Source organism: Novosphingobium sp. UBA1939 (assembly GCF_002336885.1).
In the GTDB taxonomy this organism is placed as follows: Bacteria; Pseudomonadota; Alphaproteobacteria; order Sphingomonadales; family Sphingomonadaceae; genus Novosphingobium.
The window spans coordinates 68,086-90,318 of record NZ_DDFB01000091.1 but is presented as its reverse complement, the minus strand read 5'-3'; the positions used below and the strand labels follow the sequence as shown (position 1 = coordinate 90,318).

The following is a 22,233-nucleotide window of genomic DNA, read 5'->3' as shown; positions in this document are numbered from 1 at the left end:
CGATGAAAGGGCGCTTCATCGCATTCGAGGGCGGCGAAGGGGCTGGCAAGTCCACGCAGGCCCGTCTGCTGGCCGAGGCGCTGCGCCGGCGCGGGGTGGAAGTGGTCGTCACGCGCGAGCCGGGCGGTACCGCCGGCGCCGAAGCGATCCGCGCGCTGTTGCTGTCCACCGAGGGCGAGGGCTGGGGCGCTCGGGCCGAAGCCCTGCTGTTCGCCGCCGCGCGGGCCGATCATGTCGAACGGCTGATCCGTCCGGCGCTGGCACGTGGGGGCTGGGTGATCTGCGACCGGTTCCTCGACAGCAGCCGCGCCTACCAGGGCGGCGGTGGCGGGCTTTCGGATGATGACATCCGCACCCTGCACCGGATCGGCAGCGAGGGATTGCTACCCGATCTGACGCTCCTGCTGGAACTGCCGGCGGACGAGGCGGACAGAAGGCTGGCGTTGCGTGATACGAACGGCGCCGATCGCATCGGCGGGCGCGCGGCCCCCTATCACGCGCGCGTGGCCGGCGCGTTCCGGCGGTTTGCCGAGGAAGAGCCGACCCGTTTTGCGCGGATCGACGCCGCCGGATCGCCCGAGGCGGTGCACGATCGCATCGTTGCCGCGCTCGACCGGATGCCCTCGCCATGATCGTGCCGGCAAACGCGCCGATGATCGGCCACGAGGAGCCCTGGCGTACCTGGCGCGCTGCCATGGCCGGGCACCGGATGCACCACGCCTGGCTCCTGGCTGGCCGCGAAGGGCTGGGCAAAGCCAGCTTCGCGCGGATGGCAGCGGCGGAACTGGTCGCGGAAAGGGGCATTTCCCAGCCGCCGCCGGACTCCCACCCCGATATTTTCACGCTGTCGCCGTTGCCGGCCAACGATGACGAGGCGAAGAAGAAGGCGGACGGCAAACCCTATCTCACCAAGCGGAACATTTCCGTCGATCAGGTGCGCGAGATGCAGCGGCGCCTGGTAACCCGCCCCACGCTGGGCGCGCGCCGGGCGGTCATCATCGACGCCGCGGACCAGCTGGAAAAGAGCGCGGTCAATGCCCTGCTGAAAAGTCTTGAGGAACCGCCGCAAGGCACGTTCTTCCTGCTGGTGGTGCATGGGCTGGGACGGCTGCTGCCGACGATCCGTTCGCGCTGCCTTGTCATGCGGTTCCACCCGCTCGACCGGGACCAACTCGCGCGGGCGGTCGATACGGCGACGCCGGGGCTGGACAGCGCGACGCGTGCGGCCGCGATCGCGGTCGCCGGGGGATCGCCGGGCGCGGCCATCGCTTTCGCCGAGCAGGATCTCGGCAAGGTGCACGGCCTGTTCCGCAAGCTCGTGGCGCAGGGCGATGCCGATTTCGCCCTGCGCGGGGCCTTGAGTGGAGCGATGGGGCAGCGGCCCGACCGGGAGCGCCAGCTCGCCGCGATCGAATGCGCGCGCATGGTGCTGGTCGAGCATATGCGTGATGGGGACGACGATTCCCGCTTCCGCATCGCCGATGCCCATGCCGCGCTGGTCCGCCTTGCCGGGCAGGCGCCGACCTACAACTTCGACCCGGCCTTGCTGATGATGGAAATCGGCGGGTTGCTGGCATCGGTCGCGCGCACTAGGGAAGGGGCGCATTAAGCGCATGTCTCCAGAGTGAAAGCGACCGGCCCGATGGGCGAACCTTACTACGTTACCACCGCCATCAGCTACCCCAACGGCAAGCCGCACATCGGCCACGCCTATGAAGCGATTGCCGCCGACGTCATCACGCGCTTCCAGAAATCGATGGGCCGCGATGCGCGCCTGCAGACCGGAACGGACGAGCACGGCCTGAAGATGGCGCAGAAGGCGCGCGAACTGGGTGTGACGCCGAAGCAGCTTAGCGATGAAATGTCACAATATTTCATTGACATGTGTGATGCCTTGAACGTCGATTATGATCGCTTCCAGCGCACCACCGAACCGGGTCATCACCTTGCCACGCAGGAACTATGGCGGCGCATGGAGGCCAACGGCGATCTTTATCTCAGCCGCTACGAGGGCTGGTACTCGATCCGCGACGAAGCCTATTACGACGAGAGCGAACTCGTGGCGGGGGAAGGGGGCGAGAAGCTCTCGCCGCAGGGAACGCCGGTCGAATGGACGGTGGAGGAGAGCTGGTTCTTCCGCTTGTCCAACTATGGCGAGAAACTGCTGGCGCATTATCGCGACAATCCCGATTTCATCCGGCCCGAAAGCCGCCGCAACGAGATGATCGCCTTCGTCAGCCAGGGCTTGCGCGATCTGTCGGTCTCACGCACCAGCTTTGACTGGGGCGTCAAGGTGCCCGGCAGCGAAAACCACGTCATGTACGTGTGGGTGGACGCGCTGACCAACTACCTGACCGGCCTTGGCTGGCCGGAAGAGACGGCGGAGTTCAAGGCCTACTGGCCGGCGAACCTGCACCTGATCGGCAAGGACATCGTACGCTTCCATACGATCTACTGGCCGGCCTTCCTGATGAGTGCGGGCCTGCCGCTGCCCCGCCAGGTGTTCGGCCATGGCTTCCTGCTCAACCGGGGGCAGAAGGAATCGAAGTCGCTCGGCAACGTCACCGATCCGCTGGCGCTGGCCGCACGGTTCGGAGTCGATCCGCTGCGCTATTTCTTCCTGCGCGAAGTCGCGTTCGGGCAGGACGGCAGCTATTCGCCCGAGGCCATCGTCACCCGCTGCAACGCCGAACTGGCGAACAGCTATGGCAACCTGGTCCAGCGCGTTCTGTCCATGATCTTCAAGAACCTGGATGGCGAACTTGGCGCGTTTTCGAGCACCGAGACGGACGATGCCTTGCTGGCCATCGTGGCGCTCGCCTGCCGTGACGAACTGCCCGCCGCGTTTGCCGATCTGAACTTCTCGACCGGGATCGACGCCTGGATGCGCGCGGTGTTCGCCTGCAACCAGTACATCGACGAGCAGGCTCCGTGGACCTTGCGCAAGACCGATCCGGAGCGGATGCGCGCCGTCCTGCTGACCCTGTTCATGGCCATTCGCGATCTGACCATCGCGATCCTTCCCGTGGTTCCCGATGCGGCGAACAAGGTGCTGGACCAGCTGGGCATTCCGCCGGCCGAACGCAACATCGCCAATCTCACCGACGCGGACTGGTACATGGCGCGCGTCGCCACCGGGGAGCGCCTGGCGCAGCCGGTCGGCGCGTTCCCGCGCCTCGAACTGCCCGCCGATGCCGAAGGCGCGGAAACGGACGCCTGATGCTGATCGATTCCCACTGCCATCTGAATTACAAGGGCCTGGTCGAGCAGCAGGATGCGGTGCTGGCGCGCGCGCGCGAAACCGGCGTGCAGGGCTTTCTCAACATCGCCACGCGCGAGCGCGAATGGGCCGACATCATTGCCACCGCCCATCGCGAGCAGGATGTCTGGGCCACGGTGGGCATCCACCCCCACGAAGCCGATGCCCATGCGGACCTTGGCGAAAGCGTGCTGCTGGAGGCGACGCGCGACAGCCGGGTCATCGGCATCGGCGAAACCGGGCTGGATTACTTCTACGATCATTCGGATCGCGCCGTGCAGCAGGACCTGTTCCGCGCGCATATCCGCGTGGCGCGCGAAACCGGGCTGCCGCTGATCATCCACACGCGCGATGCCGAGGAGGATACGGCCCGCATCCTGACCGAGGAAATGGGGAAGGGGGCCTTCCCCGCGCTGATCCATTGCTTCACCGCGTCGGCTGATCTGGCCCGGACCGCATTGGACCTTGGCCTGACGATTTCGCTTTCCGGCATCGTGACGTTCAAGAACGCCAAGGACTTGCAGGCGATTGCGGCGGAACTGCCTGAAGATCGCCTGCTGGTCGAGACCGACGCTCCGTTTCTGGCGCCAGTGCCGCATCGCGGCAAAACTTGCGAGCCGGCGTTCGTGTCCGACACGTGCGCGTTCGTGGCCGGATTGCGCGGCATCAGCAGCGAGCGTCTGGCCGAGGTGACCGGGGAAAACTTCTTCCGGCTGTTCCGCAAGGCCAGCCTGTGAAAGCCGCCGCGTGAAGCTGACTGTCCTGGGGTCCGGCACGTCGACCGGCGTTCCGCGCATCGGCAACGACTGGGGCGCATGCGATCCGGAGGAGCCGCGCAACCGCCGAACGCGCGTGGCGATCGTGGTTGAAGGCGCCGATGGTTCGCGCCTGCTGGTCGATACGCCGACGGACTTGCGCCAGCAATTGCTGGCCACCGGAATTGACCGGCTCGACGGCGTGTTGTGGACGCACGATCACGCCGATCACACGCATGGCATCGATGATCTGCGACCGCTGCGCATGGGGCGTGGCGGGCCTTTGCCGGGCTATGCAGCCGAAGAAACGGTCCGCCGCCTGCGCCAGCGCTTCGGCTATGTCTTTGCCGGCCAGCACGGCTATCACACGATCTGCAATCTCGATAATCTCGACCGTGTGCGCATGATTGCCGGCATCGGCATCAGCCATTGCCAGATGCCGCACGGTCCCGCGCAATCAACCGCGTTTCGCTTCGATCAAGACGGAAAATCAATAGGTTACGCAACAGATTTCAGCGAGATAAATGCGGATATGGTCGCGCTGTTCGATCGCGTGGACGTGCTGGTGGTCGATGCCTTGCGCCGGCAGCCGCATCCCACGCACGCGCATCTGGCTATGGCGCTCGAGCTGGTCGAGGCGTGCCGCGCCGGGCGCGCCGTCCTGACGCATCTCGACAAGAGCATGGATTACCGTACGCTTTGCGATGAGACGCCGCCGCACGTCGATCCCGGTTACGACGGGATGGAGATCGAACTCTAAGGCCGAAGGATCACCGCCGTGACCGATCAATGGATCAGCATTATCGGAATCCTTGCCGCGCTGGTCCTGGTGCTTTCCAATCGTCGGCTGACACGATTGCCGCTGGGAACGAAAGCCTGGATGGCCCTAGCGTGGGTTGCCATCATCGCTGTAGCGGCGCTGGCATTCAGCCGTTTGAGGTGATCGGAGCGCCCTTCTGCTTCGACGCCAATTTACATAATACTTATTATCGCACCTAATGAGGCGATGTGATGGGGGATGCCGATCGCTTCCCCCGGTGCCTCAGTTTCCGAGAATGCCCTTGAGCAAGGAACCGGCGGTTCCGGCGGGATTGGCGCGCAGCCGGCCTTCCTCGCTGCCGATGTACTTGAAGATGCCGTTGAGCGCCTGGTCGGTCACCGAATTGCCAAGCTTGTCGCGCGTGATGCCGGCGGCCGAAATCAGGCTGGAGCGGCGCGAGAGGCTGTCGAGCTGGTTGAACGCGCCGACCTTGCCGAGCGCGGCGTTGATCAGCGGGCGCATCCTGCCGGTCAGCTCCGTGCCGGCGCTGCGCCGCAGGTACTGGCTGGCGCCGTCGTTCTGCGAAACGATGCCGGGAACGTCGTTCAGCGACAGGCGGCTGATCGCGGCGCGGAAGATCGGCTTGGCTTCCTTGGCCGCAAGGCCCGCCGCATCATTGAGCTTGCGGGTGATGCCGTCCGTCAGCCCCAGCCGGTCGCCGGCGCCCAGCACCGATCCCAGCGCACCGCCCAGTCCGCCGGCATTGCCCACCAGCGGCAGCAGGATGCGCACCGCGCTATCGTTGTAGAACGCGCCGGGCTGAGCCAGCTTGTCGAGCGCGCTGTCCGAGGCATTGCCGAGAATGCCGGTCAGGCCGCTGCCGAGGACCTGCGCCTGCGCGGTTGCGCCGAACAGGGGGGCCACGGCCATGGACGCCATGCCCGCCAGAACCATACGCCGCTGCTGATCGTGTTCCGCCATGGTCGAACGTCCTTTCCCGAAGTGCTCCCCGACGGTTTCACATGCGCCGGATCGGATCAAGGGAACGGTGGGCGAGAATGCTCCATTCCGCCCCAGATCCGATGGTCGATGCGCCGCCGGTGACATCGCCGTTGCGCTGGCATAGGGAACAAGCTGCCCTTCCCCGGCCAGGACGATTCCCCGTGACAACGCCAGCATCCACTCCCCTGCCCGCCGACGCGATATCCCGCATTCTGGCGATCATGGCGCGGTTGCGCGATCCGCAATCGGGGTGCGAATGGGACCGGGCGCAGACTTTCGCCACCGTCTTCCCCTACACGATCGAGGAAGCCTACGAAGTGGCCGATGCGATCACGCGCGGCGACATGGCGGCGCTGCGCGAGGAACTGGGCGATCTGCTGTTCCAGGTGGTGTTCCACAGCCGCATGGCCGAGGAAGCCGGCCTGTTCGCCTTCGCCGACGTCGCCAACGCGATTTCGGACAAGATGGAGAAACGGCATCCGCATATCTTCGGCGATGCCAGCACTGGGGACGGCGATCCGGACCAGTCCCGCGAGGACCGGTGGGAAGCGCTCAAGGCGGGCGAACGGGCCGCCAAGGGCGAACAAAGCGCCATGGACGGCGTGGCCGTTGCCCTGCCCGCGCTGATGCGTGCGGAAAAGCTCCAGAAACGGGCCGCGCGGCAAGGCTTCGACTGGCCCGACACCGCCGGGCCGGCAGCCAAGCTGGCCGAGGAAGCCGCTGAACTGGAAGCCGCGCGGAACGATGCGGAACGGCTGGAAGAAGCGGGGGATTTGCTGTTCGCCGCCGTCAACGTGGTCAGAAGCCACGGCATTGCGCCCGAAGACGCGCTGCGGGCCGCCAACGCCAAGTTCGAGCGGCGATTCCGGGCGATGGAAGCCATGGCGGGGGGGCGCTTTGCCGATCTGACGCTGGATGAACAGGAAGCACTGTGGCAGGCGGTCAAAGCGTCAGAGGCTGTTGAAGCGCCCTAGTTCGCGCGGCGTCAGCCGCACTTTCAGCCGCACCTGCGGTTCGCCCGTGCCGCTCTCCGTTTCGCGCTCCGACAGAACCTCGCCATGCGCATGGAGCCACGCCAGCTTCTGGCCGTCGCCCATCGGGATCGAGAGTTCCAGCTCGGTCGCGCCGCCGGTCAGCATCGTGCCCAGGCGCGCAAGCAGGTCATCCACACCCTCGCCCGTCATCGCGGAAATCGGCACGACAGGGCGGTCTGGCACGTCGGCCGCGATCAGGTCCAGCCGCATCGCGCGCTCGTCGGCCGGGAGCAGGTCCCACTTGTTCCACGCCTCGATGATCGGAATGGTGGCCCCCTCCTCCCCGATCACGCCGAGATCGGCGAGGACTTCCTCGACCTGCTTCTTCTGCGCGGACGTGGCCGGGTTGGCGATATCGCGGACATGGACGATGACGTCCGCCGCCGTCACTTCCTCCAGCGTGGCGCGGAAGGCGGCGACAAGCTGGGTCGGCAGATCGGAAATGAAACCCACGGTATCGGAAAGGATCGCCTTTTCAACGCCCGGCAGGCGGATCGCCCGCATCGTGGGGTCCAGCGTGGCGAACAGCAGATCTTCGGCCATCACCCCGGCGCCGGTCAGGCGGTTGAACAGCGTAGACTTGCCCGCGTTGGTGTAGCCGACCAGCGCGATGATCGGCCAGGGCGCGCGCTGGCGCCGGTCACGGTGGAGCCCGCGCGTGCGGCGGACCTGCTCCAGTTCGCGGCGGATGCGCGCCATGCGGTTGCGGATCAGCCGCCGGTCGGCCTCGATCTGGGTTTCGCCGGGACCGCCCAGGAAGCCGAAGCCGCCGCGCTGGCGTTCAAGGTGGGTCCAGCTGCGCACGAGCCGCCCCGCCTGGTAATCGAGATGGGCGAGTTCAACCTGCAGACGCCCTTCGGCAGTCGCCGCGCGCTCGCCGAAGATCTCCAGGATCAGGCCGGTGCGGTCGATGACCTTGCGCTTGAGCTTGTCTTCGAGATTGCGCTGCTGGATCGCCGAAAGCGCGCCATCGACGATGACCAGTTCGGCATCGGATTGGTTGGCGGCAACCGCCATCCGCTCCACTTGCCCTTCGCCGAACAGGGTGGCGGGACGCACCGCGCGGATCGGCAGGACAAAGGCATCTACCACCTCGATCCCGATCGCGAGGGCCAACCCCTTCCCTTCTTCCAGGCGCGCCTCGGTATCGTCGCCCAGCCCGCCGCCGCGCTGCCGGATATCCGGCAGAACGACGAGCGCGCGGGCGCCGCGGGCCACTTCATTGCGCTGTTCTTCGGAGCGGTTCCCGAACTCGAACGAACTCATCAGGACGCGTCCGAAGCCACCGGGTCAGGCGCTTTCGCCGTCCCAATCGCCGGTCAGGTCGACATGGCCTGCGGGCTGGATGGTGGAAACCGCATGCTTGTAGGCAAGCTGGACGTAGCCTTCGCGCTCCAGCAGCATGCAGAACAGGTCATAGGCCGCGACCTTGCCCTGCAGCATCACGCCGTTGACGAGGAACATCGTCACCTGCACGCCGGCATCGCGCACGCTGGAGAGGAAAACTTCCTGCAGCAGGCGCTTGCGGCCGCCTTCGTCATTCGCGCCCTGGAAGTGCGCCACGGAAAGCTGTTGGCCCGGCATGATCGTGGAAATCGCGTGCTTGTAGACAAGCTGCGATTGCCCATCCCGGCGGAGCAGGATGGAGAAATTGTCGAACCACGTCACGATGCCCTGCAGCTTCACGCCCTTCACCAGGAACATGGTGACGGGGATCTTGTTCTTGCGCAGGTGGTTCAGGAAAAGGTCCTGAAGGTTCTGGCCCTTGGCCCCGCCTGCCGGCGCGCCGGACTGAGGTGCTGGGGCAGTTTCGGCCGCGGGTGCCGCTTCGGCCTTCGCGCGCGGACGTGCGGAAAGTGTCTTGCCGGTCATTCTTGTGACTCCTTCGTATTGGCGCGCCCTTTGTGGCGTCGCGATCTGGCGTGTTCGAAGCTCCGTCGCCGGAACCCGTTCAAGCCGGTTTCGATGACTCTCTTATTGCGGGAACCCTTGCGCGTAAACTTGGAAAATGCGCAAGAGTTCCGACAGAAAACGCAATTGCCCCCTCGCCGTCGGAAATCAGTCGTCGATTTCGTCTTCGCGCCGGTCGACCATGCCCAGCAGCTTGAGCTTGCGGTGCAGCGCCGAGCGCTCCATGCCGATGAAGTTCGCGGTTTTCGAGATATTGCCCGAAAAGCGCCGGATCTGGACCTTGAGATATTCCCGCTCGAAGTTCTCGCGCGCTTCGCGCAGCGGCACGCCCATCAGCGCCGGCGTACCCGCTTCCGCCCCCAGGCGGCCGCTGACGATCTCTGACGGCAGCATGTCGGAATCGATCCGGCCCAACCGGTCGCGCGGTGCCAGGATGACGGTCCGTTCCACGACATTGCGCAGTTCGCGCACGTTGCCGGGCCAGTCGTGGCTTTGCAGCGCGGCCATGGCCTCTGGCGATATGGCCGGTGGGGTAATTCCCTGCTCGGTGGCGTAGCGGGTGAAGAAATGGTCCACCAGCGCGGGAATATCGTCGCGCCGTTCCGCCAGCGAGGGAATCGTCACCGGCACGACATTGAGCCGGTAGTAAAGGTCCTCGCGAAAGCGTCGTTCGGCGATTTCCTTTTCCAGCGGACGTGACGACGACGAGACCACGCGCACGTCCACGCGGATCTGGCGATGCCCGCCCACGCGCACGAACGATTGTTCCGTCAACACGCGCAGGATGCGCGCCTGGCTGGAAGGCGGCATGTCCGCCACTTCATCGAGAAACAGCGTGCCACCATCGGCCATTTCGAGCAGCCCGGCCCGAACCAGCTTGCCATCGGCTTCTTCCCCGAACAGTTCCTGTTCGAACCGTTCGGGCGTGATCCGGGCGGAATTGACCGTGACGAACGCGCTCTGCGCGCGCGGGCTCCAGCTGTGAAGAAGGCGGGCGGCCACTTCCTTGCCCGATCCCGCCGGGCCTGAAATCAGCAGGCGGCTGCCGGTGTTGGCCACGCGCTTCAGCGTGGCGCGCACCGCATTGATCGATGAACTGTTGCCGGTGAACTCGTCAGCGGTGGCAAAGCCGCTGCGCAGCCGCGCGTTCTCGCGACGGAGTCTTTCGGTCTCGGTGGCGCGCTCGACCAGCAGCAGCAGGCGTTCCGCCTCGAACGGCTTTTCGATGAAGTCCATCGCGCCGCGGCTGATCGCGGATACCGCGGTATCGATGCCGCCATGACCGGAAAAGATGATCACCGGCAGTTCCGGCTCGCGCTTCTTGATCTCGTCCAGCACTTCCAGCCCGTCCATCGGGCTGCCGTGAAGCCATACGTCGAGCAGGACGAGGCTGGGCCGGCGCTCGTCGATCGCCGCCAGCGCGGCGGTGCTGTCGGCGGCAAGACGGCAGCCATAGCCTTCGTCGCTGAGGACGCCCGCGACGAGCTCGCGAATATCGCGTTCATCGTCAACGATCAGGATATCGAGTGCCATGTGCGGGTTCCGTAAATCGAGCAGGTTCCGTAAATCTTGATTTCACGCGCCGGTTCAGGAGACCGTGACGACGCCGGGTGGTTCCGGTGCCGCCGCCGCTTCGGATTGCGGCTCGCGCGCGAAGCGCATGGAGACGCACGTGCCACCTTCATCCGCCGATGAGAACGTCATTTCCCCGCCGTGTTCCTCGACGATCTTGTTCACGATGGCGAGCCCCAGACCGGTGCCCTTCTCGCGCGTGGTCATATACGGTTCCAGGATGCGCTCGCGCTCCGCCGGAAGGCCGATCCCGTTGTCGGTGACGGTGACGGTAACGGCGGTATCGGTACTGGCCAGGTGCACGGCGATGCGCCCCCTGAAATCGACATCCTCCTTGCGCGCCCGGCTGTCGATCGCTTCCGCCGCGTTCTTGAGCACGTTGGTCATCGCCTGGCCGAACTGGTGCCGATCGCACTGGATAGCGGCCGAATCCCCGTCGGAACTGAAGCTATAGGTGATCTCGGTATGCGCCACTTCCTGAAGGAACAGCGCCTGCCGCACGAGATCGCTCGCATCCTCCGCCCTGAACACGGGCTTGGGCAACCGCGCGAACGACGAGAATTCGTCGACCATCTTCCGCAGATCGCCCACTTGCCGGATGATGGTGCTGGTCAGTTCCTCGAACAGCTCCGGGTCGGTGGTGATTTGCCTTCCATAGCGGCGGCGCAGGCGTTCGGTGGCAAGCTGGATCGGCGTCAGCGGGTTCTTGATCTCGTGCGCGATCCGGCGCGCCACGTCGGACCAGGCCGCGCGCCGCTGGTCTAGCAACTGGCGGGTGATGTCCTCGAAGGTGATGACGTGGCCGTTGCGATCGGCGGTGATTTTCACCGCCAGCGTCAGCAGATCGCCGCCCTTGGCATACTGAACGATGCCCCCGTGCTGGCCGCTGGCGGCAAGCTGGGAGAACTGCGGGGCGATCCGGTCCAGCGGGCGGCCGAGCAGATCGGGCGCGCCCGCCGCCTGCAGGAGCTTTTGCGCCGAACTGTTCACGAGCTGGATGGTCCCGTCAGGTCCGACCGAAATAATGCCGGCGGTAATCGATTCCAGCACCGCCTCGATGAAGGCGCGGCGCACCTCGAGCTGGCTGTTGGCGCTGACCAGCGCCTGCGTCTGTCCTTCAAGTTGCGCGGTCATGCGGTTGAACGCGCGCGCCAGCAGCGCGATTTCGTCGGTGCCGCCGCGATGCGCCACGCGCATGGAGAAATTGCCGCTACCCACCGTCCGCGCGGCGGACACCAGTTCCACCAACGGAGAAACCTGCCGGTCGGCGAAGCGCAGCGCCACCCACACCGCCAGCCCCACGAGCGCCAGGCTGATCGTGAGCAGCGCGAGGTTGAATCGCAACTGCAGCGCGCGCGCGCGGCCGCTGAGAATGTCATAGGCCTTGAGCACGCTCTGCGCGCGCGCCCATTGGTTGAGCGCCAAGGTATCGGAATTGCGCGCGACATAAAGATAAATGCCCCGCACGGGATCGACCGTGGAGATCGCCTCGATCCGCTGGGCGGAAGCCTTGACCACCACGGCTTCGCCCGCATTGAGCCGTTTCATATCGTCCGGCGTGATCCGCTCGCGGCTCTCGTCGCTGTTGGGATCGACAATGGCGGCGGTGCGCAAATTGCCGTCCGGTCCCTTTTCGATCAGCGCGGATTCGTTCAGCTTGCGGCTTATCACCTGCCACGAATACCCCTCGGCAAAGTCCTGGCTGGTGATCGGCGTCTGGTTCAGATAGGCGCGCATATCGCTGGCCATGGCTACGCTTTCGTTGCCGACATCGCGCAGCTTGTCCGCGTAGTATCCGCGCGCCAGACTGTTGGCGTTCTCCAGCATTCCGCGCGAGTTGTCGGAAAACCAGAACTCCACGCCCGACTGGAACAGCAGCGAGGCGAAGATCACCACCAGCAGGGTCGGGATCGCGGCGATCAGCGAAAACAGCCAGACAAGGCGGACGTGCAGGCGCCCACTGGCGCCCAGACCACTCTGTTTGGCACGGCGCAGCGCGATCCGCCGGCCCACAAGCACGATCAGCGCCATCGCCGGAACCAGCGTGCCGATCAGCAGCGTGGACGTCAGCCGCGAAGGCAGCAACTGGTTGCTGGCAGTATTGGCGCTGACCGACATCCAGCTTACCGCCAGCATGGCGACGAGCGCGGTCGTGGCGACGAGTTCCAGCAGAAAGAACACGTTGGCGCGCCGCAGGCCGATCAGCAAGCGCCGCCACCAGCGCGGCGAGCGGTTCACGCCAGCTTTGCCTTCACCAACCATAGTTGCTCATATACAACACCGCTGTTGCACAAGCGCAAGTAAATTCTGCCGTTCGGCGGGAGGTGGAACGATCCGGAAATCAGACGCGCTGGATCGCCTCGTCGGGATGGATGCCCAGTTCGGCCAGACGTTTGCGCAAGGTGTTGCGATTGATCCCCAGCAAGTGGGCCGCGCGCAGCTGGTTTCCGCCGGTCTGCGACAAGGCATGAAGGAACAGCGGCTTCTCAAAAGCGGCCAGCGCCTCATCATAGAGAACGCCGGCTGCGGGACGCGCCTGCTCCAACCAGTGCGCCAACGCGGAGGCGAAATCGGTCGCCCCGCCCTCACCCGACGTGCCGCTGCTGGCCGTGGTGTGCGCGCCGATGTCTTCGACGGGCCGAGGGGATGCCGGACCGTCCTGGATCAGCAGGGGCTCGATCGCGCTGGCGTCAATCACTTCGTCGCGCGCCAGCAGCGCGAGGCGATAGATGAAGTTGCGCAGTTCACGCACGTTGCCGCGCCACGGTTGCTGGGCGAGCAAGGCCACGCCGCCGGGCGAAAGCTGGCGGCGCGGCAGCCCTTCGGACGCGGCCTGGAACAGGAAATGCCGCGACAACGCCTCGATATCGTCCGCCCGATCGCGCAAGGGGGGCAATTCGATCGGCACGACCGCAAGGCGGTAGTACAGATCTTCGCGGAACTGCCCGGCCGCGATCATCGGCAGCAGATCCTTGTTGGTGGCCGCGATGATACGGCAATCCAGCGTGATTTCGTCACGCCCGCCGACGCGGCGGATCCGCCCGGACTGGAGCGCGCGCAGCAACCTGGTCTGCGCCTGCATCGGCATGTCGCCGATTTCGTCGAGGAACAGCGTGCCGCCGCCCGCCTGCTCGAACTTGCCGACATGGCGCGCCACCGCGCCTGTGAACGCGCCTTTTTCGTGGCCGAACAGTTCGCTTTCGATCAGTTCTCCGGGAATGGCCGCGGTGTTCACCGCCACGAACGGCCCGGCGGAGCGATTGCCAAGTTGATGGACCGCTTCGGCGACCAGTTCCTTGCCCGTTCCGGACTCACCCAGGATCAGGACGGTAAGATCGTTGCGCAGGACGCGCGTGATCATGCGATAGACCGCCTGCATGGCCTGGCTGCGCCCGACCAGCGGCAGCGCCTGTGGCACGTCTTCGTGCTCGTTCTCGGTTTCCGTGGTCGCCGCCGAGGCAAAAGCCTGGCGCACGGTGCGGACAAGTTCCTCAAGATCGAAAGGCTTCGGGAAATATTCGAAGGCGCCGGTATCACTGGCACGCACGGCGGTATCCAGCGTGTTCTGGGCGGACAGGATGATGATCGGCAGCCGCGGATAGCCCTGCCGCACGCGCCCCAGCGTTTCGATGCCGTCGCCATCGGTCAGCATAACGTCGGTCAGCATCAGCCCATAGCGCTGGCCGGCCAGCAGCCGGTCGCGTTCGGCGATACTGTCGCAGCGGTCGACGAGGAAGCCCTCCGCTTCCAGCGCCGCGGTGATGACCAGGGCGATCGAGGCGTCGTCCTCCACCAGCAGGACGTACTTCTTCATGCCTGTCCTCTCACCGTTCCCGCCACCGGCAGATGCAGGCGGAAATGCGTCCAGCCCCGTGCCTCGTCCCGATCATGGCTGATCCGCCCGTTCATTTCACGCACCAGCTTCTGCACCAGCGCCAATCCCAGCCCCTGCCCCTGCTTCTTGGCGGTGACGAACGGCTCGAAAATATGATCGCGCAGCGCGGGGTCTATGCCAGGCCCGTTATCGCTCACGCGAAGTTCGATCGGCAGGCGCAAGGGTTTGCCTTCCGGCCCCGTGTGCAACTGGATACCGCTGGCGAAGCGCGTGCGCACCGCGATGCGGCGGTCCGTCTGCCCTTCGCACGCCTCACGCGCGTTGGTCAGAAGATTCAGCAGGACCTGCACCAGAGCGTCGGGATTGGCCATGATCGGCGGCAGCGAAGGGTCGAACTCCTCTTCGATCACCACCCGCCCCGGGTCGCTTGCCGCGATAACCGCCTGCGCGCGCCGCACCGCTTCATGCAGATTGCACGGCACCGCCGGTTCCTGGCTGCGCCGGGAAAGTGACTGCATCTGGTCGATCAGTTTCGCAATGCGGTCGACTTCCGAGGTGATCAATTCCGTCAGCGCCCGGTCGCTTCCTTCCAGTTTGCGGTTGAGAAGCTGGGCCGCCCCCCTGATTCCCGCGAGCGGATTCTTGATCTCGTGCGCCAAGACTTCGGGCGCGCGCAGCGTTACCCCGCCCTGATCGCTTGCCCCGCCCACGCTGCCGCCCAGCGCCTCGACCCCGATGGGTTCGTGCAGCACGAGCAATTGCCAGCCCGGGGTATGCGCCACCGGCGCGGTCATGACGTCAAGCCTGCGCGCGGGCTGGTTGTTGATCCGAACTTGCGCGTCGCGCGCGGAAAGCTGCGCCTCGCCTTCCGTAAGCCGATTCATGATCAGTGGTTCGTCGAACTCGAACAGGCTCGACACGCGGCGCCCCACGAGGCGGCTCGCGCCCTGCCCCGTCAACTGTTCGGCGGCCGGGTTGGCGGAGACGATCGACAGGTCGGGCGCGATCAGCAGAACCGCCATCGGCATGCTGCCGATCAGGCGCTTGGCATCCGGCCTGGCCGCGTCGGGCAGGCGCCAGTCCGCCGCCCCGGTCATGCCGCCGCGCGATGCTCCGCGGGCGCGTAGAAGCGTGCCAGGCTATCGAGCACTTCGCGCGGGTCATCGATGAAGTTCACCCGGTTGCGGAATTCGGCCGATCCGGGCAGCCCCTTGGTGTACCAGCCAAGATGCTTGCGCGCCATTTTCACGCCGGTTTCCGCGCCGTAGTGATCGAGCATGGCCTGGTAGTGTTCCACGATCAGCCGATACTGTTCGTCGATCGATGGATCTGCCCGCAAATGGCCGGTCTCGAGCCAGTGCATCACCTGCCCCAGCAGCCACGGCTTGCCATAGGCGCCGCGCCCGATCATCACGCCATCCGCGCCGCTCTGTTCCAGCGCGGTGGCCACGTCCTCGATGCCGCAGATGTCGCCGTTGACGATGACCGGCAGCGATACCGCTTCCTTGACCTTGCGCACAAAGGCCCAGTCCGCGCTGCCCTTGTACATCTGGTTGCGCGTGCGGCCGTGAACGGTGATCAGCTTGGCGCCGAGATCCTCGGCGATCCGCGCCAGTTCGGGCGCGTTCAGCGCGTTGTGATCCCAGCCCATGCGCATCTTGACGGTAACGGGCACGTCCACCGCCTTCACCGTCGCCTCTATCAGCGAAGCGGCCAGCGGCAGATCGCGCATCAGAGCCGATCCGGCATCGCCGTTGACCACCTTCTTCACCGGGCAGCCCATGTTGATATCGATGATCGCGGCGCCACGGTCGGCGTTCAGTTTCGCCGCTTCCGCCATCTCGACCGGGTTGCAACCGGCCAGCTGGAGCGAAACCGGCTCCTCCACGGCATCCCAGGCGGCCTTCTGAAGCGATTGCCGGGTCTCGCGGATCATCGCCGGGCTGGCGATCATCTCGGTAACGTTAAGGCCCGATCCGAAGCGCCGCACGAGCGTGCGAAAGGGCATGTCCGTAACGCCGGTCATCGGGGCGAGGATCACCGGACAATCGATACGCACCGGCCCGACCTGAAGCGGTGCGAGGCGCGGAGGATGCGGGAGCGTGCTCATCGTATGTACAAATCTGCCTAAAAAACAGGCAGCGCTTAGTCCATTGCGGGGCGCACGGCAAGGCTGATAGAGGCGCGCCCGCATGAACCACACGTTTCCCGATCCGGCCGGCAAGCGAGTCGCGGCCGTTGTCGTCGCGGCTGGCCAAGGTCTGCGCGCCGGTGGCTCCGTCCCCAAGCAGTTCGCCCAGTGGCACGGCGCACCGCTTGTCCGCCATTCGGTGAAGCGGATGGCGGACGCAGGCATCGCTCCCATCGTCGTCGCCATTCCGGAGAACTGGCGCGCAACCGCCGAGGAGTCGCTCGCCGGGATTTCCGATGTCCGCCTTGTGGCGGGTGGCGCCACACGCCAGCTTTCGGTGCGCGCCGCGCTGGAAGCGCTCGAAGCCGACGCCCCCGACCTGGTGCTGATCCACGATGCCGCCCGCCCCGATCTGCCGGAAAGCGTGATCGTGGCGCTGGTGGAAGCGCTGACCCGGCACGAAGCGGCCATTCCGGTCCTTCCTGTCGTCGACAGCCTCGTGCGCGGCGGAGACGGCATGATGCTGGAACCGGCGCGGCGCGAAGGGCTTTATAGAGTGCAGACGCCCCAGGCGTTCCGCTACCCGGTGATCCTAGCCGCGCACCGTGCTTGGCAGGGCGAAGCCGAAGCGGGTGATGACGCGCAGGTCGCCGTCGCCGCCGGGCACGCGGTCGCGCTGGTTCAGGGTGAGGAAAGGCTGCGCAAGGTCACATTCGCCAGTGACCTGCGAGAGAGTGACCTTCAGGAGAACGCGGTGACGATTCCTTTTCCCCGCACAGGATCGGGCTTTGACGTCCATCGCCTCGTCCCCGGCGAGGAACTGTGGCTATGCGGGCTGCGCATCGATCACACCCACGGCCTGTCCGGGCATAGCGATGCCGATGTGGCGATCCATGCGCTGGTGGATGCGCTGCTTGGCAGCATCGCCGCCGGCGACATCGGCGACCATTTTCCGCCGTCCGATGCCCGCTGGAAAGGCGCTTCTTCCGACCGGTTCCTGGCGCACGCGGCCGAGCTTGTCGCGCAATCCGGCCACGCCATCGCGCATGTTGACGTCACGATCATCTGCGAGGCGCCCAAAATCGGCCCGCACAAGGCGACGATGCGCGCAAGGCTGGCGGAGATTCTTGCAATTGACATTGGCCGGGTGAGCGTGAAGGCCACGACCACCGAACGGCTTGGCATGACCGGACGGGGTGAAGGCATCGCCGCACAAGCCGTCGCCACCGTCGTTCCGGTCCAGTGAAAGGAAACGCCATGCGTCCTGTCAGTTCTTCCACCAGAATCGCCGCGACGCTGGTCGCGGGTGCCGCGCTTGTTCTCCAGTCGCAGGCCGCTCTGGCGCAGAATTGCCTGACCGAACGGGAAGTGACGGGCCTTGTCACGTTCGCGCTGCCGACCGTGATGAACAGCGCCATCACCACCTCCCAGCCTCAGCTTTCCCCCAACGGCTATTTCGCCACGCAGGGACGATCGCTGGTTGCCCGCTATGCGGCGGGCAAGGCCGCCGCCTGGCCCACGGCCAAGGCCGCCCTGTTCAAGCTGGGCGGGGACAAGGGCGATGCCCAGACGCGCGATCTTCTCGCCAAGATGCCTGACGAGGCGCTTCAGCCCTTTGCGGAAGGCATGGTCGGCCAGTTGGTCGGCAGCGGGATCAAGCCGGATCAATGCGTCGCCATCGAACGCGGTGCCCGCCTGCTGGCGCCGCTGCCGCCGGAAAACACCGCCGAACTGATCACCTTCATCCTGTCTGTCGCGGACAAGCCCAAGCCCGGCAAGACTCCCAAGCTGTTGATCTGCCCCGCGCAGAATTGACACCGAAAGCCCGATTTCATGGACAACCTGCTTCCCGCCGACATCGCCGATCTGGCGCGCCGCGTGATCGAGACTAATCTGGCTGCCGGCCGCAAGGTGGCCGTGGCCGAAAGCTGCACCGGCGGGCTAGTCGCTGCCGCGCTGACCGAAATCGCCGGCAGTTCGGCCGTGCTCGATCGCGGTTTCGTGACCTATTCCAACGAAGCCAAGAACGAGATGCTGGGCGTGGCCATGGACGTGATCGACACGTTCGGCGCGGTCTCGGTCGCCGTCGCCTGGTCGATGGCGCAGGGAGCGCTCAAGCATTCCGGCGCGGACGTGGCGGTGGCGATCACCGGCGTGGCCGGGCCGGACGGGGGATCGCCGCAGAAGCCGGTGGGGACGGTCGTTTTCGCCAAGGCCGAACGCGGCGAGGACCCGGAAGCGGTCAATGCCGAGATGAAGTTCTTCGAGGACGCGAAGACGCGCGCGGACGTGCGCCGTCAGGCAACGCTGGTCGCGCTGGACCTGCTGCTGCCGTAAAGCGCTTCCGCCCGCGTCTCGAACGCGGCCACCATCTTGCGGAAGGCGCTGTCGAGGTACTGCCCGGCAAGCTTTTCGAAAATGACGTTGCGGAACGCGAAGTCGACCTGGAAATCGACGATGCAGCCCCCTTCCCCATCCGGCGCGAAGGCCCAGTTGTTCTCCAGCTTGCGCAACGGGCCGTCGAGGTATTCGACGACGATTCCCCGCGGACGATCGAACCGCACGCGCGAGGTGAACTTCTCCTTCAGCGCGCTGAAGCCAACCAGCATATCCGCAATCATTTCCGACTCGTTTTCCGAACGGATGCGCGTGGCGACGACCCATGGCAGGAATTCGGGATAGCGGCGCACGTCCGCCACCAGATCGAACATCTGTTCGGGCGACCAGGGCAGGCGCCGCTTCTCGGCGATATGCGGCACGCCCGATCAGCCCTGCGCTGCGGCCTTCTGCGCGGCCTTGGCCAATTGCGCTTCACGGGTGGCGCGCATTTCGCGGAAATCGTCACCGGCGTGATAGCTGGACCGGGTCAGCGGACTGGCGGCGACCTGCAGGAAGCCCTTGGCCCGCGCGATCGCGCCATAGGCCTCGAATGCCTTGGGCGTCACGAACTCGGCCACGCTGGCATGGCGGGGAGTGGGCTGGAGGTATTGCCCCATCGTCAGGAAGTCGATCTGCGCCGAACGCATGTCGTCCATCACCTGATGGACCTCGAGGCGCTCCTCGCCCAGCCCCAGCATGATGCCCGACTTGGTGAAAATGCGCGGATCGAGCCGCTTCACGTGCTCCAGCAGACGCAGCGAAGCGTAATAACGGGCGCCGGGCCGGATCGTGGGATAGAGCCGGGGCACGGTTTCAAGGTTGTGGTTGTACACGTCCGGCCCGGCCGCGACGATCGATTCCACCGCGCTTTCCATCTTGTTGCGGAAATCGGGCGTCAGGATTTCGATGGTCGTCTTCGGCGTGGCGCGACGCAGCGCCTCGATCACCTTGACGAACTGCGAAGCGCCGCCATCGGGCAGGTCGTCGCGATCGACCGAGGTGATGACGATATGTTCCAGCCCCATCTTCGCGGCCGCTTCGGCCACGTGATCCGGCTCAAGCGGATCGACGGCCCGCGGCATGCCGGTCTTGACGTTGCAGAACGCACAGGCGCGCGTGCAGACGTCGCCCAGGATCATCACGGTCGCGTGCTTCTTGGTCCAGCATTCGCCGATGTTCGGNNCAGGCCGCTTCCTCGCAAACGGTGTTCAGCCGAAGGTCGCGCATCAGCTGGCGCGTTTCGCCGTAACCACGGCTGGTCGGCGCTTTCACGCGGATCCAGTCCGGCTTGCGCTGGCGTTCCGGGCGAGGCGATGAGGCTAGATCGTTCATGGCGTCCAGATAGGCGCATCTTCGGGCACTTGAAAGTGGCAATCGACCCGCGCATTAGCCTTCACCATGTCAGACGATTCATCGCCAGAGCTGGACAAGCTCATCGCCGGCTATCGCCGTTTCCGTGACCATGGATGGACGCCTCGCCTCGAACGCTGGCAGCAGCTGAGCGAAGGGCAGGAGCCGCGCGTGATGATCATCGCCTGCTCCGACAGCCGCGTCGATCCCGCGCAGATCTTCGATACGGACCCCGGCGAGATGTTCGTGGTGCGCAACGTGGCGGCGATGGTGCCGCCGTTCGAAACTTCCCCGGGCCATCACGGCGTGTCCGCCGCGCTGGAATTCGCGGTGCAGGTACTGAAGGTGAAGGAAGTCGTGGTCATGGGCCACGGCATGTGCGGCGGCTGCAAGGCCGCGCTGACACAGGAACTGCGCGGAACAGAACCGGGCGAAGGGGGCTTCATCGCCGACTGGATCGCCCTGCTGGACGAGGCGCGCGAGCCCGTGGCCGAGGCGCACGGCACGACCGGGCGCACGGCCGAGCGTGCGATGGAGCAGGCCGGCGTCAAGGCCAGCCTCAAGAATCTGCGCACCTTCCCGTGCATCCAGCGCAAGGAGGCCAGGGGCGAACTCATCCTGCGCGGCGCCTTCTTCGCGATTTCAGACGGCGTTCTTCACCTGCTGGATGAAGCCAGCGGCGATTTCCATCCCGTCGGGTAAACCCCTGTCCGGGTGAAGGACGCAAAAAAGGGGGCGACCACCGCAGTGGCCGCCCCCTTTTTTCATACACCTGGCGCCAGCGGCTACTTGGCGGCCTTGGTGGTCGCGTAAACCGTCCACAGCTTGGCCAGCGGCGCGCGGACGGCACCGGTGATCTGGGCGAAGGTGGCCTTGGCTTCCTCGTACTTGCCTTCATCGCACTGGGCGATGCCCAGGCGGGTCAGCGCGCGATCCTTGTCGATGTTGCCCTTCTGGATCGCCAGCTTGTAGAGATCCTCGGCCTTGGCGGCATCGCCATAGGACAGGTAGGCGTCGGCCGTTGCCAGCGCACCCTTGCCATCGGCGCCGGCGCGGGCATCGCGCTCCAGGCCGGGCAGCGAGGCCTTGTCCGCCGCGATGCGGCCCTTGGCCTGCGAGATCGCGTCCGCCACGAACTGGTCGTTCGCGCGCAGCACGCCGGCGGCGACGCCGGCTTCCGCCACCTTCAGAACTTCGCCCGGCAGACGACGCGGGTCGGCGGCCTCGATATATTCGACGTATTCGCGTTCGAGATACTTGGGATCGCTCTGGAAAGCCCCCGAACGCATCATCAGGCGGCCCAGATCGAGCGATTCCTGATTGGTGAACGTACCGAATTCGCGGGTCAGCTGGCCGGCGCCCAGCCAGTTGATCGGCGAGGGATCGTTTGCGACCATCATCGTCGACCATTCGATCGCCTGCGGCCCCAGCTTCGCCTTGTAGGCGATCAGGTTGGCGCGCTTGAACCAGTCGGCGGGAACGGTGCCACCGGCGGCCTTGCGCGTGTCGACGGCGAGCTTGAGCGCCTGAAGGCCTTCCGCCGACTTGCCCTGCTGCACGTAGGCATCAGCCAGCAACTCCGCCGCCGTGTCCTCGCTGTAGTTCGCCTGCACGACCTTGGTCAGCGCATCGACAGCGACCGGCCAGTCCTTCTGCGTATAGGCGAAGTTGCCGAGATAGAACTGGTATTCGCTGACCTTGTCGGCGGGCACCAGCCCGCTGTCGAGCATGTTCTTGATGCCGCGCTCGCGCATCCCGATGTCGCCCAGCATGCCGCCGAGGTTCACCGCGAACTGGCCGGCCGTCATCCGGTCGGTGGGGTTCTTGATCGCGGCTTCGGCGGCTGCCAGCTGCGCCGGAGCGCCGGCAAGCTGCGTCTTGATATCGGCGTCCGAAGCGCCCTTCGCCTTGGCGGCGGCCGCATCGCCCAGAGCCTTCTGCAAAGGCCCGGCGACGGCGACGAATTCCTTGGAGAAGGCGCCGGCCTTGGCCGCTTCCTTTTCCTTGGCGACGGCGGCTGTCGCGCCCAGCGTCGCTCCACCCGCGACAAGGCCGGTTGCCAGCGCGGTCGCCAGCGCCATGCGGGCTGCACCACCCTTGGCAAACTTCCCGAAAGAAACCCGCATCATGCATTCTCCTGTTCGACCCGGAAACCCGAAGGCAAGCGTTGTGAAATCGCTTTTGCACCCTGCCCCGGCCGGCGTTCGTTGACTTGTGGCCGGCTCCGCTAGTGGCGCGGAATCAT

Annotated in this window: 21 protein-coding genes and 1 pseudogene; 11 read left to right on the top strand and 11 right to left on the bottom strand. The window is 65.7% G+C overall.

Going from position 1 to position 22,233, the window contains the following annotated elements:
* Nucleotides 1-2: 2 nt before the first annotated feature.
* From tmk to B3547_RS12310, 6 genes are read left to right on the top strand one after another with little or no spacing between them, the layout of a single operon-like run.
* Entirely contained in the window at nt 3-632 is a 630-nt protein-coding gene (gene tmk / locus B3547_RS12335; protein ID WP_292963533.1) for a dTMP kinase, read from the top strand.
* Nucleotides 629-1,609 carry a DNA polymerase III subunit delta' gene (locus B3547_RS12330; RefSeq protein ID WP_292963531.1) on the top strand — a complete coding sequence of 327 codons (981 nt, stop codon included), beginning with the start codon at nt 629-631 and terminating at the stop codon, nt 1,607-1,609. Before tmk ends, B3547_RS12330 begins: the two co-directional genes overlap by 4 nt.
* Nucleotides 1,610-1,642: 33 nt before the next feature.
* Entirely contained in the window at nt 1,643-3,220 is a 1,578-nt protein-coding gene (metG, locus tag B3547_RS12325) for a methionine--tRNA ligase (RefSeq protein ID WP_292963567.1), read from the top strand.
* Complete coding sequence (locus tag B3547_RS12320; protein ID WP_292963528.1) at nt 3,220-3,996, top strand: TatD family hydrolase; 777 nt, start codon at nt 3,220-3,222, stop codon at nt 3,994-3,996. The genes metG and B3547_RS12320 overlap by 1 nt, the downstream gene beginning before the upstream one ends.
* 10 nt (nt 3,997-4,006) lie before the next feature.
* Entirely contained in the window at nt 4,007-4,774 is a 768-nt protein-coding gene (locus tag B3547_RS12315) for an MBL fold metallo-hydrolase (RefSeq protein WP_124807365.1), read from the top strand.
* A gap of 18 nt (nt 4,775-4,792) precedes the next feature.
* A complete protein-coding gene (locus B3547_RS12310) occupies nt 4,793-4,957 on the top strand; it encodes a hypothetical protein (RefSeq protein ID WP_158453984.1) in 165 nt (54 codons plus the stop codon).
* Between the two features lie 99 nt (nt 4,958-5,056).
* On the opposite strand, the gene B3547_RS12305 is transcribed toward B3547_RS12310, so the two are convergent.
* On the bottom strand, nt 5,057-5,755 hold the full coding sequence (locus B3547_RS12305) for a DUF4197 domain-containing protein (protein WP_292963524.1): 699 nt from the start codon (nt 5,753-5,755) through the stop codon (nt 5,057-5,059).
* Nucleotides 5,756-5,937: 182 nt separating this feature from the next.
* Here B3547_RS12305 and mazG point away from each other — a divergent pair, with 182 nt between their 5' ends.
* Entirely contained in the window at nt 5,938-6,750 is an 813-nt protein-coding gene (mazG, locus tag B3547_RS12300) for a nucleoside triphosphate pyrophosphohydrolase (protein ID WP_292963521.1), read from the top strand.
* On the opposite strand, the gene hflX is transcribed toward mazG, so the two are convergent.
* The 7 genes from hflX to dusB form a co-directional block, all read right to left on the bottom strand.
* The gene (hflX, locus tag B3547_RS12295; RefSeq protein WP_292963518.1) at nt 6,727-8,076 is read right to left on the bottom strand and encodes a GTPase HflX; all 1,350 of its coding nucleotides are present in this window, start codon (nt 8,074-8,076) and stop codon (nt 6,727-6,729) included. The genes mazG and hflX overlap by 24 nt on opposite strands.
* A 24-nt stretch (nt 8,077-8,100) precedes the next feature.
* Nucleotides 8,101-8,682 carry an RNA chaperone Hfq gene (gene hfq, locus B3547_RS12290; protein ID WP_124807367.1) on the bottom strand — a complete coding sequence of 194 codons (582 nt, stop codon included), beginning with the start codon at nt 8,680-8,682 and terminating at the stop codon, nt 8,101-8,103.
* A 186-nt stretch (nt 8,683-8,868) separates the two neighbouring features.
* Entirely contained in the window at nt 8,869-10,254 is a 1,386-nt protein-coding gene (locus tag B3547_RS12285) for a sigma-54-dependent transcriptional regulator (RefSeq protein ID WP_124807368.1), read from the bottom strand.
* A gap of 54 nt (nt 10,255-10,308) precedes the next feature.
* The gene (locus B3547_RS12280) at nt 10,309-12,555 is read right to left on the bottom strand and encodes a sensor histidine kinase (protein ID WP_414690556.1); all 2,247 of its coding nucleotides are present in this window, start codon (nt 12,553-12,555) and stop codon (nt 10,309-10,311) included.
* A gap of 79 nt (nt 12,556-12,634) precedes the next feature.
* Nucleotides 12,635-14,107 carry a sigma-54-dependent transcriptional regulator gene (locus B3547_RS12275; RefSeq protein WP_292963511.1) on the bottom strand — a complete coding sequence of 491 codons (1,473 nt, stop codon included), beginning with the start codon at nt 14,105-14,107 and terminating at the stop codon, nt 12,635-12,637.
* A complete protein-coding gene (locus tag B3547_RS12270; RefSeq protein ID WP_124807371.1) occupies nt 14,104-15,225 on the bottom strand; it encodes a two-component system sensor histidine kinase NtrB in 1,122 nt (373 codons plus the stop codon). Before B3547_RS12270 ends, B3547_RS12275 begins: the two co-directional genes overlap by 4 nt.
* Nucleotides 15,222-16,238 carry a tRNA dihydrouridine synthase DusB gene (gene dusB, locus B3547_RS12265; RefSeq protein WP_292963507.1) on the bottom strand — a complete coding sequence of 339 codons (1,017 nt, stop codon included), beginning with the start codon at nt 16,236-16,238 and terminating at the stop codon, nt 15,222-15,224. The genes B3547_RS12270 and dusB overlap by 4 nt, the downstream gene beginning before the upstream one ends.
* Nucleotides 16,239-16,320: 82 nt before the next feature.
* Here dusB and B3547_RS12260 point away from each other — a divergent pair, with 82 nt between their 5' ends.
* Genes B3547_RS12260 through B3547_RS12250 form a run of 3 tightly spaced genes read left to right on the top strand, consistent with a single transcriptional unit; the run spans nt 16,321 to nt 18,596 of the window.
* Nucleotides 16,321-17,505 (top strand): bifunctional 2-C-methyl-D-erythritol 4-phosphate cytidylyltransferase/2-C-methyl-D-erythritol 2,4-cyclodiphosphate synthase, encoded by a 1,185-nt coding sequence (locus tag B3547_RS12260; protein WP_292963504.1) that lies wholly within the window; start codon nt 16,321-16,323, stop codon nt 17,503-17,505.
* An 11-nt stretch (nt 17,506-17,516) separates the two neighbouring features.
* The gene (locus tag B3547_RS12255) at nt 17,517-18,074 is read left to right on the top strand and encodes a hypothetical protein (protein ID WP_292963501.1); all 558 of its coding nucleotides are present in this window, start codon (nt 17,517-17,519) and stop codon (nt 18,072-18,074) included.
* Between the two features lie 18 nt (nt 18,075-18,092).
* Nucleotides 18,093-18,596 carry a CinA family protein gene (locus tag B3547_RS12250; RefSeq protein WP_124807375.1) on the top strand — a complete coding sequence of 168 codons (504 nt, stop codon included), beginning with the start codon at nt 18,093-18,095 and terminating at the stop codon, nt 18,594-18,596.
* Here B3547_RS12250 and B3547_RS12245 read toward each other — a convergent pair.
* Together B3547_RS12245 and lipA are read right to left on the bottom strand one after the other, a co-directional pair.
* Nucleotides 18,557-19,018, bottom strand: a complete 462-nt coding sequence (locus tag B3547_RS12245) for a type II toxin-antitoxin system RatA family toxin (RefSeq protein WP_124807376.1) — start codon at nt 19,016-19,018, stop codon at nt 18,557-18,559. The two genes, B3547_RS12250 and B3547_RS12245, sit on opposite strands and share 40 nt — an antisense overlap.
* Nucleotides 19,019-19,024: 6 nt before the next feature.
* Nucleotides 19,025-19,970, bottom strand: a pseudogene (lipA, locus tag B3547_RS12240) (lipoyl synthase).
* A gap of 66 nt (nt 19,971-20,036) precedes the next feature.
* Here lipA and B3547_RS12235 point away from each other — a divergent pair.
* Nucleotides 20,037-20,690 (top strand): carbonic anhydrase, encoded by a 654-nt coding sequence (locus tag B3547_RS12235; protein WP_125955541.1) that lies wholly within the window; start codon nt 20,037-20,039, stop codon nt 20,688-20,690.
* Nucleotides 20,691-20,773: 83 nt separating this feature from the next.
* On the opposite strand, the gene B3547_RS12230 is transcribed toward B3547_RS12235, so the two are convergent.
* Entirely contained in the window at nt 20,774-22,117 is a 1,344-nt protein-coding gene (locus B3547_RS12230; RefSeq protein WP_223806397.1) for a hypothetical protein, read from the bottom strand.
* Nucleotides 22,118-22,233: the final 116 nt, after the last annotated feature.